This is a genomic window from Actinoplanes rectilineatus (assembly GCF_000962825.1).
Taxonomy (GTDB): domain Bacteria; phylum Actinomycetota; class Actinomycetes; order Mycobacteriales; family Micromonosporaceae; genus Actinoplanes; species Actinoplanes rectilineatus.
In genome coordinates this window covers 1-16,190 of record NZ_JZKF01000094.1, presented here as the reverse complement: position 1 = coordinate 16,190, position 16,190 = coordinate 1, and the positions used below count along the sequence as shown (strand labels likewise).

The 16,190-nt window shown below is 71.6% G+C and carries 14 protein-coding genes; 9 read left to right on the top strand and 5 right to left on the bottom strand.

The annotated features are described in order from the left end of the window. Together WH85_RS39355 and WH85_RS39350 are read left to right on the top strand one after the other, a co-directional pair. Positions 1-2,295, top strand: coding sequence for a putative bifunctional diguanylate cyclase/phosphodiesterase (locus tag WH85_RS39355; protein ID WP_045747246.1), 2,295 nt, complete (start codon positions 1-3; stop codon positions 2,293-2,295). 18 nt (positions 2,296-2,313) lie between these two features. Next, entirely contained in the window at positions 2,314-3,837 is a 1,524-nt protein-coding gene (locus WH85_RS39350) for an MFS transporter (protein WP_083449605.1), read from the top strand. A 227-nt stretch (positions 3,838-4,064) separates the two neighbouring features. Here WH85_RS39350 and WH85_RS51125 read toward each other — a convergent pair whose 3' ends face one another. Together WH85_RS51125 and gndA are read right to left on the bottom strand one after the other, a co-directional pair. Next, complete coding sequence (locus tag WH85_RS51125) at positions 4,065-4,247, bottom strand: hypothetical protein (protein ID WP_157411498.1); 183 nt, start codon at positions 4,245-4,247, stop codon at positions 4,065-4,067. Positions 4,248-4,759: 512 nt separating this feature from the next. Beyond that, on the bottom strand, positions 4,760-6,199 hold the full coding sequence (gene gndA, locus WH85_RS39345) for an NADP-dependent phosphogluconate dehydrogenase (RefSeq protein WP_045747256.1): 1,440 nt from the start codon (positions 6,197-6,199) through the stop codon (positions 4,760-4,762). Positions 6,200-6,336: 137 nt separating this feature from the next. Here gndA and WH85_RS39340 point away from each other — a divergent pair, with 137 nt between their 5' ends. From WH85_RS39340 to WH85_RS39310, 7 genes are all read left to right on the top strand, one after another. Further along, the gene (locus WH85_RS39340; protein ID WP_169792551.1) at positions 6,337-7,749 is read left to right on the top strand and encodes a GGDEF domain-containing protein; all 1,413 of its coding nucleotides are present in this window, start codon (positions 6,337-6,339) and stop codon (positions 7,747-7,749) included. A gap of 115 nt (positions 7,750-7,864) precedes the next feature. Then, on the top strand, positions 7,865-8,179 hold the full coding sequence (locus tag WH85_RS39335) for a type II toxin-antitoxin system PemK/MazF family toxin (protein ID WP_045747244.1): 315 nt from the start codon (positions 7,865-7,867) through the stop codon (positions 8,177-8,179). A gap of 183 nt (positions 8,180-8,362) precedes the next feature. Further along, entirely contained in the window at positions 8,363-10,210 is a 1,848-nt protein-coding gene (locus WH85_RS39330; protein ID WP_045747243.1) for a SpoIIE family protein phosphatase, read from the top strand. 251 nt (positions 10,211-10,461) lie between these two features. Further along, on the top strand, positions 10,462-10,815 hold the full coding sequence (locus WH85_RS39325) for a DUF1304 domain-containing protein (protein ID WP_083449603.1): 354 nt from the start codon (positions 10,462-10,464) through the stop codon (positions 10,813-10,815). 12 nt (positions 10,816-10,827) lie between these two features. Next, the gene (locus WH85_RS39320; RefSeq protein ID WP_045747242.1) at positions 10,828-11,241 is read left to right on the top strand and encodes an NUDIX domain-containing protein; all 414 of its coding nucleotides are present in this window, start codon (positions 10,828-10,830) and stop codon (positions 11,239-11,241) included. Further along, the gene (locus WH85_RS39315; protein ID WP_045747241.1) at positions 11,238-11,507 is read left to right on the top strand and encodes a sulfurtransferase TusA family protein; all 270 of its coding nucleotides are present in this window, start codon (positions 11,238-11,240) and stop codon (positions 11,505-11,507) included. Before WH85_RS39320 ends, WH85_RS39315 begins: the two co-directional genes overlap by 4 nt. A 389-nt stretch (positions 11,508-11,896) precedes the next feature. Continuing rightward, on the top strand, positions 11,897-12,991 hold the full coding sequence (locus tag WH85_RS39310) for an alpha/beta fold hydrolase (protein ID WP_045747240.1): 1,095 nt from the start codon (positions 11,897-11,899) through the stop codon (positions 12,989-12,991). Between the two features lie 57 nt (positions 12,992-13,048). Here the strand turns inward: WH85_RS39310 and WH85_RS47815 are convergent, their stop codons facing one another. From WH85_RS47815 to WH85_RS39295, 3 genes are all read right to left on the bottom strand, one after another. Continuing rightward, entirely contained in the window at positions 13,049-13,954 is a 906-nt protein-coding gene (locus tag WH85_RS47815) for a calcium-binding protein (RefSeq protein ID WP_169792550.1), read from the bottom strand. Positions 13,955-14,197: 243 nt separating this feature from the next. Further along, positions 14,198-14,599, bottom strand: coding sequence for a hypothetical protein (locus WH85_RS39300; protein ID WP_157411495.1), 402 nt, complete (start codon positions 14,597-14,599; stop codon positions 14,198-14,200). Between the two features lie 333 nt (positions 14,600-14,932). Further along, complete coding sequence (locus WH85_RS39295) at positions 14,933-15,637, bottom strand: VIT1/CCC1 transporter family protein (RefSeq protein ID WP_045747239.1); 705 nt, start codon at positions 15,635-15,637, stop codon at positions 14,933-14,935. Between the last annotated feature and the right edge of the window lie 553 nt (positions 15,638-16,190).

Genomic DNA, 16,190 nt, shown 5'->3' with positions numbered 1-16,190 from the left:
ATGAGCACGCCCCGGTCCGGCCCCGGCGGACTCACCGCCGTGGTGGTCTCCCTCGCGGCCATCGCCGGGGCGGTGGTGTGGCTGGTCGTCCGGGACCCGGCCGACGTGACGCACGGCTATCTCGCCGCGCCGGTGGCGATGACGGCGGGTGTGGTCGCGGTGTTCCGGCTCGCGGCCCGGCCCGGTCTGCCGCGGCCGGCCCGGGCGTTCTGGCGGATGCTGCTGGCGTCCGGGTTCAGTCTGCTGGCCGCGTCGGTCGTCTCGCTGGCCCAGGCCAACAACGACACCGGCCTGTCGCCGTGGGTCGGGCTGCCGCTGCTGCTCGGCCTGCTCCTGCTGATGATCGCGTTCCTGCGGCTGCCGGTGGCGCGCCGGACCGCGGCCGGCTGGCTGCGGGCACTGCTCGACGGCGCGACCGTCGCCGTCGCCAGCGGGCTGATCTTCTGGTACCTGGTGCTCGACCTGGCCCCGGAGGGCTCCTCGCTGGTCAAACGGGTGGCCGCCGGCGTGCTCGGGGTGGGCGGCGTGCTGCTGCTCGTGGTGATCGGCAAATCGGCGGCCCGCCCGGCAAGCCTGATCTCGCCGGGCGCGCTGCGGGTCCTCACCATCGCGCCGCTCTCCGCGGTCGTCGGCACGGTCCTGCTGATCGCCGGCAACGACACCAGCCGCCTGGCCTTCTCGGTGCTGGCCATATCCCTGGTCGGCGTGGCCCTGGCGATCGCCGCCCACGTGCAGTCCCGGGTGCCGGCCGCGCCCGCCGGAGACGACGAGCCGCTCTCCGGGCGGTCACTGTTCAACCTGCTGCCGGTCGTGGCGGTGGTCGCCACCGCGGCCATGGTGATCAGCGTCAGCGCGCAGGAGATGACCGCCCGCCAGCGTACGGTGATCATCGGCGCGGTGCTGATCGCCGGGTTCGTGGTCGCCCGCCAGCTGCTGTCGCTGCGGGAGAACACGGTGGCCCTGCGCGGCATCCGCCGCCAGCAGGAGGAACTCGAACGGCTCGCCCTCGTCGACCCGCTGTCCGGCCTGCGCAACCGCACCGGTTACAGCATGGCGCTCGCCCAGCGACTGGACCACGGACTGCCCGCCGCCACGGTCCTGATCGACGTCGACGACTTCAAGATGATCAACGACACGCTCGGGCCGGCCGCCGGCGACCAGCTGCTGCGGCGGATCGCCGAACGCCTGCGGGACCGCTGCGCGGACAGCGAACTCCCGGCCCGGCTGGGCGGCGACGAGTTCGCGGTCCTGCTGCCCCTGGACGAACCGGCCGCCGCCGAACACTCCACCGCTCGGCTGCTGCAGACCCTCGCCGAGCCGCTGCGCGTCGGCGACCAGCAACTGCTGCTGCACGCCAGCGCCGGCATCGCCATCGCGGTGCCCGGCGAGACCGCCGACGAGGTGCTGCGCAACGCCGACATCGCGATGTACGCGGCCAAGGAAGCCGGCAAGGCGTCCGCGGTCCTCTTCGAACCGCGGATGCGCCAGGACATGGTCGGCCACGCCCGGGTCGCCGGCGAACTGCGCGACGGCATCCTGCGCGGCGAACTGCGGTTGCTCTACCAGCCGGTGTACGACCTGGTCACCGGAGCCGTCAGCGGCGCCGAGGCGCTGGTCCGCTGGCAGCACCCGCACCGCGGATTCGTGTCGCCCGCCGAATTCATCCCGGTCGCCGAGAAGTCCGGCCTGATCGTGCCACTGGGCTCCTGGGTGCTGCGCGAAGCCTGCTCCCAGCTGCACCGGTGGCGCGGCGAACTCGGCGACGCGGCCATCGAGGCGGTCAACGTGAACGTGGCCGTCCGCCAGCTGCGCCAGGCCGGGTTCGTCGACGAGGTGGCCGCGGTCCTCAGCGAACACGATTTGCAGCCGGTCAACCTGATCCTCGAGGTCACCGAGTCGTCGGTGGCCGACGGCTGGCAGGTCTCCGAAACCCTGGAAGCCCTGCACCGGATGGGCGTACGCCTGGCCCTCGACGACTTCGGCACCGGCCAGTCGTCGCTGAGCCTGCTGCGCGCCTTCCCGGTCGACGTCCTCAAACTGGACAAGTCGTTCGTCGACGGCATCGCCTCCGGCGCCGACCGGGGCCGGCTCGCGGTCGCCGCCGCCGTCGCCCAGCTCGCCGAACACCTGAAACTCAAAGCCGTCGCCGAAGGCATCGAGAGCCGCGACCAGATGGACCGGCTCCGCGAAATGGGATACCGGTACGGTCAGGGCTATTTCATGGCGAAACCCCTGCCCGCCGCCGAATGCGGCGCCCTGATGACCGCAATTCCGGTGGACCTCAAGGCGGGGTGAGGCCTTACCTTCGGTGGCATGCCCGCCATCCACGGACACCTGAAGACCTTCTACCAGCTGCTGGCCAACACGCTGCTGGTGTCGGTGATGAACTACACCGTCTGGTTCGCCGTCACCTTCTGGGTATATCTGGAGACCCGGTCGGTGTTCGCCACCGGCATGATCTCCGGCATCTTCCTGGTGCTCACCGCGCTCACCGGCATCTGGTTCGGCAGCCTCGTCGACGGCCACCGCAAGAAGACCGCCCTGCAGATCTCCGCGGCCGCCTCGCTGACCCTGTACGCGGTCGCCTTCGCCGTCTACCTGGCCACCCCGGACTTCTCCGACCCGGCGAGCGCCCGGCTGTGGCTGTTCGTCCTGCTGCTGATGTTCGGCGTGATCGCCGGCAACATCCGCGGCATCGCCCTGCCCACCCTGGTCACCCTGCTCATCGAGGAGGGCGGACGGGACCGGGCCAACGGGCTGGTCGGCACCGTCTCGGGCGGCAGCATGCTGGTCACCTCGGTGATCAGCGGGGTGCTGGTGGCGTTCGACGGGATGCGGTCCGTGCTGCTCCTGACCATCGTGGTGCTGATCATCGCCCTGGCCCACCTGGCCTTCGTGCCCATCCCGGAACGTGTCGCTCCCGTCGGCGGTTCCGCGACCGGCGGCGTGGACCTGCGCGGCACCCTGCGGATCATCGCGGGCGTACCGGGACTGTTCGCGCTGATCCTGTTCACCACGTTCAACAACTTCCTCGGCGGTGTGTTCATGGCGCTCGCCGACGCGTACGGGCTGTCCCTGGTGTCGGTGCAGACGTGGGGGCTGCTCTGGGGCGTCCTGAGCACCGGATTCATCGTGGGCGGCCTGATGGTGGCCCGGACCGGGCTGAGCCGCCGGCCGGTGCGCCTGCTCCTGCTGGTCAACATCGCCCTGTGGACCGTGATCGTGGTGTTCCCGCTGTGGGCGTCGATCATCCCGCTGGCGATCGGCTTCTACGCCTACATGGTGCTGGTGCCGTACGCGGAAGCGGCCGAACAGACGATCCTGCAACAGGCGGTGCCGTACGAGCGGCAGGGCCGGGTGTTCGGGCTGGCCCAGAGCGCCGAACAGGCGGCGTCACCGCTGACGGCCTTCCTGATCTCGCCGATCGCGCAGTTCGTGTTCATCCCGTTCATGAGTACGGGCGGGGCGGGCGCGGACCTGATCGGATCGTGGTTCGGGACCGGGCCGGCCCGCGGGCTGGCGCTGGTGTTCGTGCTGACCGGGATCATCGGGGTGATCGCTACGACCCTGGCGATGCTCAGCCGGCCCTACCGTCGTCTCAACGCCGGGATCGCCCGTCCCCGTGCCGCCGAACCTGATGAGGACGGCAGCGGTGAGGCCGGCCCGGATGGGGACGGTCGCGGCCTTGCCGGGCCGGATGGGGACGGTCCCGGCCTTGCCGGGCCGGATGGGGACGGTCGCGGTGAGGCTGGACCGGGTGAGGACGATCGTCGTGTGACGGGGGCGGGTGGCGTCGGTGACGGGATCATCCGGACCGGGGTTGCCGGGCCGGATTGAAAGAACGACTCGGGTATTCCGGGCCGGATCGGACTGCGGTTCGGGGTTGCCGGGCCGGATCGGACTGCGGTTCGGGGTTGCCGGGCCGGATCGGACTGCGGTCCGAGGTTGCCGGGCCGGGCCGGACTGCGGTCCGAGGCTGCCGAGCCGGATCGGAGAGCGGCTCGGCAACCCCGGACCGGTGGGTGGCCCGGACAGTCAGCGGGTGGCGTGCCCGGTGGGCGGCCTCAGTAGAGGGAACGCCCGGTGCGGCGGCGACGGGTCGGGCGGGGAACGGGGCGGCGCTGACGGCAGCGTCGCCCGCGGCCCCGGGCCGTCAGCGAGACCGCCCACATCGGGACGGCCGACTCCGGGCGGCCGGCCCGGCGCCGGTCGCGGCGGTTGAGTGCGGTGCTCAGGGTGATGATCACAGAGGGGTGCCGTTCTGCTGCGACGTTCGCGTGCGGAGACGCGGCTCCGCGGGAATGTCCGCCCACGACGGTGTGGCGAGGGGCGTGGCCGTCCGTCCTGGGCGGCACGCCGCGCCCGCCCCGGTCGTGCGGGACTGCCGGTGCGCGGTGAACTGTCTCAGCGGTGATACAACGGCCGGCCTCTCTCGTCGGCGCCCGGACCACATGTCACAGGCGATGCGACAGCGACGCTAGCAGCGCCCCCGCCCGCCCTCCACCGATTATCGCCGCGCTGCCGGATCCGCTGCTCGGACGTGTTCCCGCCCGTCCCGGACCTGCCCGGACCTGCCCGGACCCGCCCGTCCCGGCTCGGTCCAGACCTGCCCGCCCCCGCCCGGAAAAGGCGAACGCCCCGGCCGATGGCCCGGCCGGGGCGTTCGTTCCGCGCTGTATCGAAGTTCCGCGCCTTTTAGCGAAAGGGAGAGTAGCGGACGTCGGGACTCGCGGAAGTCAGACGTTACTCATGCCGGGGATCAGGCGTCCACCTCGGGGCGCCCCTCGGCCGCCCACAGGGTGTGGAACGAGCCCGGCTTGTCCACCCGGTGGTAGGTGTGCGCACCGAAGAAGTCCCGCTGGCCCTGGATCAGGGCGGCCGGCAGGCGCTCGGCCCGCAGACCGTCGTAGTACGCCAGCGCGGACGCGAAGCCCGGCGCCGGGATGCCCTGCTGGGCGGCCGTGACGACGACCTTGCGCCAGGCGTCCTGGGCACCGCTGACGGCGTCCAGGAAGTACTGGTCCACGAGCAGTGTCGGCAGGGTGGGCTGCTTGTCGTACGCCTGCTTGATGAAGTCCAGGAACTTGGCCCGGATGATGCAGCCGTCCCGCCAGATCTTGGCCATCGCGCCGGGGTCGATCTCCCAGCCGTACTCCTTGCTGGCCGCCTGGATCTGCTGGAAGCCCTGCGCGTACGCGACGATCTTCGACGCGAACAGCGCCTGCTCGACGTCGGCGACCAGGTCACCGGCGTGCTGGCCGAGGTTCGCGGACGGGCCGGGCAGGCCCGCCTCGGCGGCGGCCTTGCGCTCGTCCTCGCCGCCGGACAGCGCGCGGGCGAACACCGACTCGGCGATGCCGGAGACGGGCACACCCAGGTCGAGGGCGGCCTGCACGGTCCAGCGGCCGGTGCCCTTCTGCTCGGCGGCGTCGGCCACGATGTCCACGAACGGCTTGCCGGTGGCGGCGTCGGTCTGCTTGAGGACCTCGGCGGTGATCTCGATCAGGTACGAGCCGAGACGGCCCTCGTTCCAGCCCTTGAAGATCTCGGCGATGTCCGACGGGGAGTGCCCGCCGACCCGGCGCAGCAGGTCGTACGCCTCGGCGATGAGCTGCATGTCGGCGTACTCGATGCCGTTGTGCACCATCTTGACGAAGTGGCCGGCGCCGTCCGGGCCGACGTGCACGCAGCACGGCTCGCCGTCGACCTTCGCCGCGATGTCCTCGAGCAGCGGGCCCAGGGCGTCGTAGCTCTCCTTCGGGCCGCCCGGCATGATGCTCGGCCCGTGCAGCGCGCCCTCCTCGCCGCCGGAGACGCCGGCGCCCACGAAGTGCAGGCCCTTCGCCTTCAGGGCCGCCTCACGGCGACGGGTGTCCGCGAAATGCGCGTTGCCGGCGTCGATCAGCATGTCGCCCTCCTCCAGGAGGGGGGCGAACTCGTCGATGACCGCGTCGGTGGCCGGCCCGGCCTTCACCATGATCACCACACGGCGGGGGCGTTCCAGGCTCGCCACGAAATCCTCGGCGGTCTCGGCCGGCAGGAAGGCGCCCTCGTGGCCGAACTCCTCGACGAGCTCCTTGGTGCGGCCGTAGGACCGGTTGTGCAACGCCACGGTGTGCCCGTGCCGGGCGAAGTTGCGAGCCAGGTTGCGGCCCATCACCGCCAGGCCGGTGACACCGATCTGCGCCTTCTGCGACATCGTCATGCGTCCTTCCTCGTTACCCGCCCGTTACGGGCCCCGCGGTCATTCTTACGGGACGCGGGGCCCGACGGTTCGATCACGTCCACGTGTTGAACTCACTCAGGTGTGACGCCCGCCCGCCGATGGCTTGCGGCGTGATCCGTATCCGGGGTGTGCCGGCCGTCGTCGGGGCCGGCGTCGTGCTCACCGCTGCCATGCTGGTCACCCCCGCCACCGGTCGCCGCGTCCTGTTCGTGCTGGTCACACTCTGCGCGCTTCTTCCCGTACTGGGAATCCTGCCACGCCTGCCGCGTGGGCAGCGTCTGCCGTGGGTCCTTCTCGGCGTGGCACTGGGCCTGGTGCTCGCCAACAATCTGACCGTGCTGATCGGCGGGGACGCGGCGGTGCCGCTCGCCGACCTGCTGGTCAGCGTGGGCAACGCGCACATGCTGGCCGCCGCGGTACTGCTGGTGCTGCGCCGGGGCCGCAGCGACATCGGCGGGGTGCTCGACGTCACGCTGGTCTCGCTCGGCGCGGGCGGGCTGCTGTGGACCACGGTGCTGCTGCCCCGGCTGCGCGACTTCGCGGTGCCGGTCGACCAGCAGATCGTCCTGCTCGCCACGGTGCTGCTGCTGTTCGGGGTGCTCGGTGCGATGACCCGGCTGTGGCTGGCCGACGGACGGGCGCCGGTGCTCAAGTACTTCGCCGCGGCGGTCGCGGGCCTGCTCGCCGCCGACATCGCGATGATCACCGCGACCGGGGCGACGGCCAGTCAGGCCGCCGCCTGGTACGACGCGATCTACGTACCCTCGTATGTCTTCCTGGGTCTTGCGGTCCTGGATCCGTCGGCGTCGAGTCTGGCCCGGCCCGGGCACGCCCCGCAGGACACCCTCTCCACCGGCCGGTTGCTGTTCCTCGGCGGGGCCCTCGGGCTGGCGCCGTGCGTGGCCGGGATCCGTGAGATCGCCGGCCTGCAGGGTGACGGTGTGCTGCTCGCCCTGCAGAGCCTGCTCGTGGTGCCGCTGGTGATGCTGCGCATCGGCTGGCTGGGCCGGCAGCGGGAGCGTGCCGAACGGCGGCTGCGGCACCAGGCCACCCACGACCTGCTCACCGGCCTGCCCAACCGGGCCGAGTTGTGGTCCCGGCTGGACGCCGCCCTGGACGCCGAGCGCCGGGCCGGCCGGCCCGGCGTGGTGCTGCTGTTCTGCGACCTCAACGGGTTCAAGGCGGTCAACGACCGGCTCGGCCATCTGGCCGGCGACCGGCTGCTGACCGAGGTGGCCGCCCGGATCCGGGCCGGGCTGCGGGCCGGGGACACCCTGGCGCGGTACGGCGGTGACGAGTTCGTGCTGCTCTGCGAGGAGCCGGGCGCCCAGGAGGAGGCCGCCGACCGGCTGGCCGGCCACGTCCACGACGCCCTCGGCGTGCCGGTGACGTTGTCCGGTGAACAGGTGACGGTCAGCGCCAGCGTCGGTGTGGTCCTCTCGGCCGGCGGGGCCGGTGCCGACGAGCTGATCCGGCGTGCCGACGAGCGGATGTACGCGCACAAGGCCGCCCGGAGCGCCTGATATCGACGCGTTTCCGCACGGCACGCCGGGGCCGGGGGTGCACGTCGCGGAGATCCGTGCGGCGGTACGCTTCTCGCCATGCCGATCCGCCATCCGATGACCGGATCATGCTGACATGAGACGCGGCGAGATCTGGACGATCGGTGACCGATCCGATCTGCGTTACCGGGTCCTGGTGCTCTCCGCGGACACCTACAACGAGCGGGGCAACGCCGCGCCGTTCTGCGCGCCCATCGTCCGGCAGCGTGGTGTCACCGAGCTTCCCCCGTTCGCGGTCGCCCTCACCGAGCAGGACCCGATCACCGGGGTCGTCGTGGTCAACCGGATGCGCCGCCTGCCCGCCGCCACCGGTGCCGAACGCATCGGCATGGTCACCGGTGCCAGCATGGCCCGCCTCACCGAGGCGATGCGCGACCTCTTCGAGATGTGACCATCCGGCCGCCGACGGTCCGGATCCCCCGTTCGGCCCGCCACCGCTGGCGATCATGCGACGCCCGACCGGGTGACCACCGGCGGCGTCCCCGCAGGCCACGGCCGTGGCCGGATGATCGGGGGATGCGACGCCCCGTCGTACTGGCGTAAGCAGGAAGCTGGGAGACGGGGGAGGTCGCCGGTGGGAGGTCAGGTGTACGCGCAGGCAACGAGCGAGCTCTGGTCGACGGCCGGCAGCGAACCGGGCCGGATCGTGGTGGCCCGGGCCGTCGGACTGCTCGCCGGGCGGGCCCGGTGCCGCCTCGCCGACGCCCACCGGCACCTGATGCGGATGGCGTCCGCCCAGCACCGCGACGTGGGTGAGGTCGCCGGCCGGGTGATCCGGCTGCTGGACAGCGCCGGAGCCGTCGACGACCGGCCCGGCCCGGAGACCGTGCAGCGCCTGGTCGCCGTCGCCCTCGCCGGACCGGGCACGGCCGTCCCGGAGCCCGCCCCGGCCACCGGCCCCACCCCGTGGCTGTCCATCGTGCAGGGTGTGCTCGACGCGCTGCCCGGCATGGCCGGATATCTCACCCCGGTCCGCGGCCCCGACGGCACCGGCCTGACCGACCTGGTGTGGGCGGCCGTCAGCCCCGACGCGATCAGCCCGGACGGCCGGTGCGGTGCCGAACTGCTCGGCCTGCCGGTCAGCCGGCACTACCCGGACGTGCTGACCGCCGACCGCTGGCAGACCTACCAGCGGGTGCTGGAGACCGGCGAACCCGCCGACATCGGTCCGCTGCACCTCGGCGATGCCGAGTTCACCGTCCGGGCCCGCGCGCTCGGCCCCGGCCTGTTGCTCAGCTGGGACCGCCGCGACGCCACCGACCGGTCCCGGGTGGAACGCCTGGCCAACCTCGGCTGGGGCGAGTGGAACCTGGTCAGCGGCGAGATCTCCTGGTCCCCGCAGATGTACCGGATCTACGACCGGGACCCGGGTCTCGGCCCGCTCAGCCTCGACGACGGGCACGCCCTCACCGTGGTCGAGGACCGCCCCCAACTGCTGTCCGCGCTGGAGTTCCTGCACCGCGGCCGGCGCGCCGACGTCGTCACCCGGATCCGCTCCGGCGACCGGGTCAAGCATCTGCGCATCGTCTGCGAGGCGGTCCGCGACGGCGAGGGCCGGACCCTGCGGCTGTACGGGATCATCCAGGACGTCACCGAACAGCAGGCGGGAGCGGAACGTCTCGCCGAGGTGGAACGTGACCTGGCCGCCGAACACGAACTGGCCGCCCGCCTCCAGCGCATCATCCTGCCGGTGCCGACCGAGGCGATCGACCTGCCCGGTCTCAGTGCGGCCGTCCGCTACCTGCCGGCCGGTGACGACACCGCGCTGGGCGGCGACTGGTACCAGGCGATCCCGCTGCCGGACGACTCGGTGCTGCTGGCCGTCGGCGACGTCGCCGGCCACGGCACCCAGGCGGCCACCACGATGGCCCAGCTGCGGCACGCCCTGCGCGCGCTGGCCGTGGTCACCAGCGATCCGGGCGCGCTGCTCGGGCACCTCAACCGGCTGACCTGCGACCTGGAACGCGACAACCCGGAACTCGCCGCGACCGCGGTGATCGCCCGCTTCGACCCGATCCGGGGGGAGCTGACCTGGGCGCAGGCCGGCCACCCGCCGCCGCTGGTGAGCCGGTCCGGGCGGACCGCGCCGCTGCACCGCCCGCCGGGGCCGATGCTCGGGGTGCTGGACGACGCGGCGTACACGAGCGCGGTCACCCCGTTCGGTGGCGACGACGTGCTGCTGCTGTACACCGACGGGCTGGTGGAGAGCCGCCGGTGGGGCTGGGACGCCGGCCTCGACTCGGTGATCACCATGATGGACGCGGCGGGGTCCGCGCCGGAGCAGCCGCTGACCGATCTGCTGGGCCGTCTGCGCCGCGCCAATCCCGACGACGACGCGTGCATCCTGGCGGTCCGGCCGTCGATGGCGGACGCGAGGCTGGCCGGGCTGACCCCGTGTCCCAGTGCGGCGTCCTTCCGCTGATCCGTCCACTGTGCTCGCGGGGTGGTCGCCGGGCGGATCGGCGTGCCCCCGGATCCGCCGGTGCCCGGTACGCCCGCCGGACGGTGACGGCGTGGGGAGTGCGGGTGCAGCGGGGCCCGGCAGCGCCGGACGGCCGGGACGGACCGCCCGGATCGCCGTCGCCCTCACCCGGGACGCGTCGTCTCGTACCCCATGGGGAGAAGGGGAAAGACGGCCGGAGGGACCCGGGGGAGTAGGGTGACGCGGTGATCATGGTGGGAAATGTGCTGGTGGCGCTGGTTGCGCTGATCCACGTCTACATCCTCGTGCTGGAGATGTTCCTGTGGACCAAGCCGCGCGGTTACCGGGCGTTCGGTCTGACGCCGGAGTTCGCGCAGCAGACCAAGGTGCTGGGCGCGAACCAGGGGCTGTACAACGGGTTCCTCGCGGCCGGGTTGTTCGGGGGGCTGATCGTGGGCGGGGACACCGGGACCGCCGCGAAGATCTTCTTCCTGGTGTGTGTGGCGATTGCCGGGCTCTACGGGGCGGCTACCGCGAGTAAGCGGATCCTGTTCGTGCAGACCGTTCCGGCGGTGCTGGCTTTGATTTTCGTGCTGCTGGGCTGAGATCATCAGTCGGTGACTCCCTCGGTTTCCTGCGTGTTCGTGTGTCATGACGGTGCGGGGCGGATCCTGCTGGCGCGGCGGTCGAAGCAGGCCAGGGACGAGCCGGGCGTCTGGGACTGCGGTGCGGGGGCGCTGGAGTTCGGGGAGTCGTTCGAGGCGGCGGTGACCCGGGAGGTCACCGAGGAGTACGCGACCGCGCCCCTGGAGATCGTCCAGTTGGGTGTGCGGAACGTGGTGCGGGCCGAGCCGGCGTCACACTGGGTGGCGATCGTGTTCGCGGTGCGGGTGGATCCGGCGGCGGCGCGGATCGGGGAGCCGCACAAGTTCGACGAGTTGGGCTGGTTCGGTGCGGGGGAGTTGCCGGCGCCGTTGCATTCGCAGCTGGCGGCGACGCTGGCGCTGGCCGGGGCGGTGACCGGGAAGTGACACCGGTCCTGCTGGACGGCGGTGACAAGCGGTGTGTGCTGCTGTTGATCGAGCTGCGGAAGCTGATCGCCACGCTGGAGCCCGAAGCGGTGGTTCACCTGCGTGCGACGGATCCGGCCGCGCCCCTCGACCTGCCGGCCTGGTGCCACTTGACCGGCCACGAGTACCTTGGCGTCATTTTTCAGGATATCTATGGTGTACGCGTGAAAAAAGCCGCAGTGGAGACCGACCCACGGCAACCGTGGCGCGCCATCGCCGCCGAATAACCTGTGAAGTCTTACATGAGCAGTCCTCGGAAAAGGCGGGACTCCGCCGGCCGCGACACGCCCCGCGACCGGATCTGGTCACCATCCGCCCCGCCTGCCGGCGGCCGCGCAAGGCCCTGCCCCGGGCGCCTTCGTTCGCGTGAATCCGGCCCTCGTGAGGTGGACGGCCACGAACCGGGCACTTCCCCCGCCGGTGTCTGATTCTGATAATGAAGAGCCGATTAAATCGATCTTTGCTACCGGGAACGCCTATCGGGCAGTTGACGTGCGCCGATGCCTGAAAAGTTAAAGATCCCTACCCCTCGATACTGATCCACAGTGTCGTGATCGGACTTACGCTGTGGCCTGCACCGATCACCATGTTGGATCTTCGATGGAACGGGGTTCCCATGAAAAGGATCTCACGCCTGCTCCTCGCCACGCTGATCGCGGCGGTAGGGGCCGTCGTCGGGACCACCGGACCGGCGGTCGCGCTGGCACCGGGATTCGTGCTCACATCGAGCACCGCCAGCCTGCCCACGGAACTGTCCGGGCTGGCCAACGGCAAACGCATCCAGTACGTCACCACCACCATCAACGGCAGCACCACCACCTCGACCGGTCTGGTACTCACCCCGAAGACCGGAAAGAACAACAAGACCGTCGTCTGGGCGCACGGCACCACCGGCCTCGCCGACCAGTGCGCACCATCGGCGAACCAGAGCGTCTTCTGGCCCGAGGCGCGCATCGCCATCGCCGAACTGCTCTCCCGCGGCTTCACCGTGGCCGCTCCCGACTACCCCGGGCTCGGCAGTGTGGGCGCCCACCCGTACCTGGTCGGGGCCAGTGAGGGACGCTCCATCATCGACAGCGTCAAGGCGGCCCGCAGCCTGGACTCCGCGCTGACCGTCAACTACGCCGTCGACGGCCACTCCCAGGGCGGCCAAGGCGCGATCTTCGCCAGCCAGCTCGCCCCGTCCTACGACGGGAACCTGGTGCTCAAGGGCACCGCCACCATCGCACCGGTCTCCAACACCCAGGAGATCATCCCGTACATCGCCGGCACCCCGGTCCAGGGCTACCTGCCGATGGCGATGTACGGCGTGGCCGCGGTCGACGCCACCTTCAACCCGCTGACCGTGCTGGCCGCCCCGGCCAAGGCCAAACTGGGCGTCCTGCAGACCGGCTGCCTCTACGAGATCCTCGACGCGTTCGAGGACCTCACCGCGGAGCAGATGGTCGTCGGCGGCGAGGTGCCGCCCGCGGTCGTCACCAAGATGGCGAGTTACGAGAACCCGGCGCAGACCGCGCCGAGCGCACCGGTGCTCATCGTCCACGGGACCGACGACGAGGCCGTGCCGTACTTCCTGTCCGAGATCCTGCAGGACCAGATCCAGGCGTACGGGGTGTCCGCCGAACTGGAGACCATCCCCGGCGCCAGCCACGACCAGGCCGTCATCGACTCGGCCGACCTGGTCGCGGACTGGATCGTCGCCCGCTTCTGAGACGTCCGGCCCGCACCCCTCACGACCGGTGAGGGGATGCGGGCCGGCCGCGACGGATCAGCAGGAGTCCTCGGCGGCGACGACGCACTCGTCGTTGCCGGGGCCGCTGTAGTAGCGGTTGAGGCCGCTGTCGCCGCCGTTCAGGTAGTCGTCGCCGTCCTCGCCGTAGATGTCGTCGTTGTCGTTCTCGCCGTGCAGCTCGTCGTTGCCGGCGCCGCCGTACAGCAGGTCGTTGCCGTTGCCGCCGTAGACCGCGTCGTCACCGTCGTCGCCACGGAGCGTGTCGTCACCGTCATCGCCGTGCACGCTGTCGTCGCCCGCGCCACCGGAGGCCTCGTCCGCGCCCAGGTTGCCGTAGACGTCGTCGTCACCACCCTCGCCGAAGACGTGATCGGCGCCGCCCCGGCCGTAGAGCCGGTCCCGGTCGTCACCGCCGCGCAGCGTGTCGCTGTCGGCCCCGCCGAACAGCCGGTCCGATCCGGGCCCGCCGTCGACCACGTTGTCGCCGCCGTCGCCGTAGAGCCAGTCGTTGCCGGCGCCGCCCTCGATGACCTCGGGCAAGCCGTTGCCGTAGACGGTGTCGTCGCCGTCGCCGGCGCGGATCGTGCTGGGTAGCTGAGTGTTGTTGCTGACCCGGTCCCTGCCGTCGCCGGCGTCCAGCACGAGCGCGGTGATCGACCCGGCGGCGCACCGGACGATCGCCCGGTTGTTGTTGTACTGCTCGCAGCCCTCACCGGCGGTGACCCCGGCGTAGTCCCGGATCCATACATACTCCGGTGCCGACTGGGTCAGATCGATGCGGCTGCCGCCGCCGGGAACGCTGGTGTAGTTCAGCACGCCGTCGCTGTCGACGTACGCGATGCCGTCGGCGGCGGCCTGAGCCGTGCCGGTGCCCGCGGCGACCGCGGTGGCCGCGGATAACAGGACGGTGGCGGCCACACGGGTGGCCAGTCTCGATGGCATGTACCGCTCCCCTCGTGCCGGCCCGGGCGCCATTCGTCCGGGCCGATGCGGTGTGATGGCGGTCACTGTAGGATCGGCTGCTCCGGGGCCGCATCTCTAGATCTGACAGAGCCGGATTGGCGACGCGGGCGCCCGGTCAGGCGGGGGTGGCCCCCAGTCGTCGTGGCCGGGAACGTTCTGCCGGGTCCCGGTCGGCGAGCAGGGTCTCGATCCGCACCGGCCCGCTGCGGCAGCGGCAGAAGTTCATGGATTGAGCATCCGGTCCACGAGCGCCGTGCGGGCCTCGGGCATCGTGGCGAAGATCGGCAGACGGCGCGGGCTGAGCCGTTGCAGGCGCTGTTCCAGCAGGGCCGTGACCGGCAGACACAGTGCAAGCTGGATCGGCGGGCGCAGGACGCTGGTGGTCCTGCGGGCCGCCAGCCACAACGGCAGACTGGCGGCGTCCGGGTCGACCAGGTGGTGAAGGTCGACGATGAGCGCGGCCGGCCGGGTGGCGAGGTGTTCACGAAGCCGCTGGGTGATCTCGGTGCCGAGACGGCGCGACCACGGCCCGTGTACCTCGAGCTCGGCCACGACGGTGGCCGCGGGCCCGGCGGCGGATACCGGATCGGATGTCGCGTCGGTGTGTGCGGAGCGCGATGGCATCGCGTGAAGCCCTTCCGGCTGCCGCCCGCCGGCCCAGCGCACGTCCGGATGGCGCGCCGAGGCCCGGGGCCTGGACGCGGCCGCAACGAGGCGTCGCCGTGCCGTGAAGGTAGTGAAGCGGCAGTCATCGTGAAGCACAGTCCGGGCGCATGCTGCTCCCGGGTGTGCGGACGGATCGTCGAGCGCACTACCGAGGGCTGGGGCAGCGTGCGGCGGTGGATGGCCACCGACCTCACCGGTAACGGTAGACCGGTTAAGGGCCCCGCATCATCACCTGACAGAGGTACCCACCCGCGCCGGGATTCCTGATCAGGCGGCCCGGGCGGGACGCCCTCAACCCACGGCGGCACCGACCAACTGCCCGATGCCGAAGGTCACCGCCATGGCCAGGGAACCGCCGCCGACCAGGCGTGCGACCGCACGGGCGACACCGGCCGAGCCCAGCACGGCGCTCACCGCGCCGGTCACGGCCAGGGCGACGACGACCACGGCGACGGTGACCGGCAACCGTAGGCCCGGCGGCGGCAGCAGGATCGCGATCAGCGGGAGCAGCGAACCGGCGGTGAAGGCGACCGCCGAGGCGCCGGCCGCGTGCCAGGGATTCGTCAGGGCATCGGGGTCGATGCGCAGCTCCACGTCCGCGTGGGCGGCGAAGGCGTCCCTCGCGGTCAACTCCAGCGCCACCTGGCGGGCGGTTGCCGTAGTCAGGCCCTTGGCCTCGTACAGGGTGGCGAGTTCGGCGAGTTCCTCCTCGGGGAACGCGGCGAGTTCGCTGCGTTCCCTGGCGAGCAGGGCCCGTTCGCTGTCGCGCTGGCTGCTGACCGAGACGTACTCGCCGAGGGCCATGGACACCGCACCGGCGACGACACCGGCGACTCCGGCCGTGGCGATCGCGGCGAGGGAAAGGGTCGCCCCGGCTACGCCGACGACCAGGCCCGCGGTCGAGACGATCCCGTCGTTGGCGCCCAGAACCCCGGCCCGGAGCCAGTTCAGACGGCCGGCCGGCACGCCGTCGTGTGGTTCTGCGGCATGTGTCATGACAACCCGGCTCGCTCTCTGGTCCGCATGATCGCATCGTGCTCCTCCCCGCCCCGCGCGGGTAGAGGCGACCGGCCCGCCTCCGTCGGGGCGGTCTCTCTCCGTGACGATGCGGTCCGCCCCCGTGCGCGACCGCGAACGTTCAGGTGCTCCGCGGCGCCGTGGCCGGCGGCGTCACTCGCCGATGTCGGGGGCGTCGTCGTCGCCGTCGGTGACGATCAGGGCGGTGGCGGAGTCACCCCACTGTTCGAGGAAGCCGTCGAAGTCCATGCCGCAGCTGCGCCCGACGATCTCGGGGCGCCGCTCACGATCGTCCTCACGGGTGGAACAGGGACAGCCGCCGTGCCACATGCCGCCCCAGCTGAGCCGCCAGGCGACGGCCCCGGGATCGGGGGTGTCCAGGCCGGAGTGGTACTCCAGGGCGGGGAGCCCGGCGAAGGAGGCGAGACACCTTTCGCAGTCAGGGTCTGCCTCTGTGGTGATTTCGGGCGCTCAGCACGCCCGTATTCACCACACCCACAACAGCGTGGTGATTTCGGGCGTCCAGCGCGCC

Excerpts from the sequence above, each read along its gene's own strand:
- WH85_RS39310 (WP_045747240.1), top strand. The coding sequence starts at position 11,897 with ATGAAAAGGATCTCACGCCTGCTCCTCGCCACGCTGATCGCGGCGGTA.
- WH85_RS39295 (WP_045747239.1), bottom strand. The coding sequence starts at position 15,637 with ATGACACATGCCGCAGAACCACACGACGGCGTGCCGGCCGGCCGTCTG.
- WH85_RS39325 (WP_083449603.1), top strand. The coding sequence starts at position 10,462 with ATGGTGGGAAATGTGCTGGTGGCGCTGGTTGCGCTGATCCACGTCTAC.
- WH85_RS39335 (WP_045747244.1), top strand. The coding sequence starts at position 7,865 with ATGAGACGCGGCGAGATCTGGACGATCGGTGACCGATCCGATCTGCGT.
- gndA (WP_045747256.1), bottom strand. The coding sequence starts at position 6,199 with ATGTCGCAGAAGGCGCAGATCGGTGTCACCGGCCTGGCGGTGATGGGC.
- WH85_RS39355 (WP_045747246.1), top strand. The coding sequence starts at position 1 with ATGAGCACGCCCCGGTCCGGCCCCGGCGGACTCACCGCCGTGGTGGTC.
- WH85_RS39300 (WP_157411495.1), bottom strand. The coding sequence starts at position 14,599 with ATGCCATCGCGCTCCGCACACACCGACGCGACATCCGATCCGGTATCC.
- WH85_RS39350 (WP_083449605.1), top strand. The coding sequence starts at position 2,314 with ATGCCCGCCATCCACGGACACCTGAAGACCTTCTACCAGCTGCTGGCC.
- WH85_RS47815 (WP_169792550.1), bottom strand. The coding sequence starts at position 13,954 with ATGCCATCGAGACTGGCCACCCGTGTGGCCGCCACCGTCCTGTTATCC.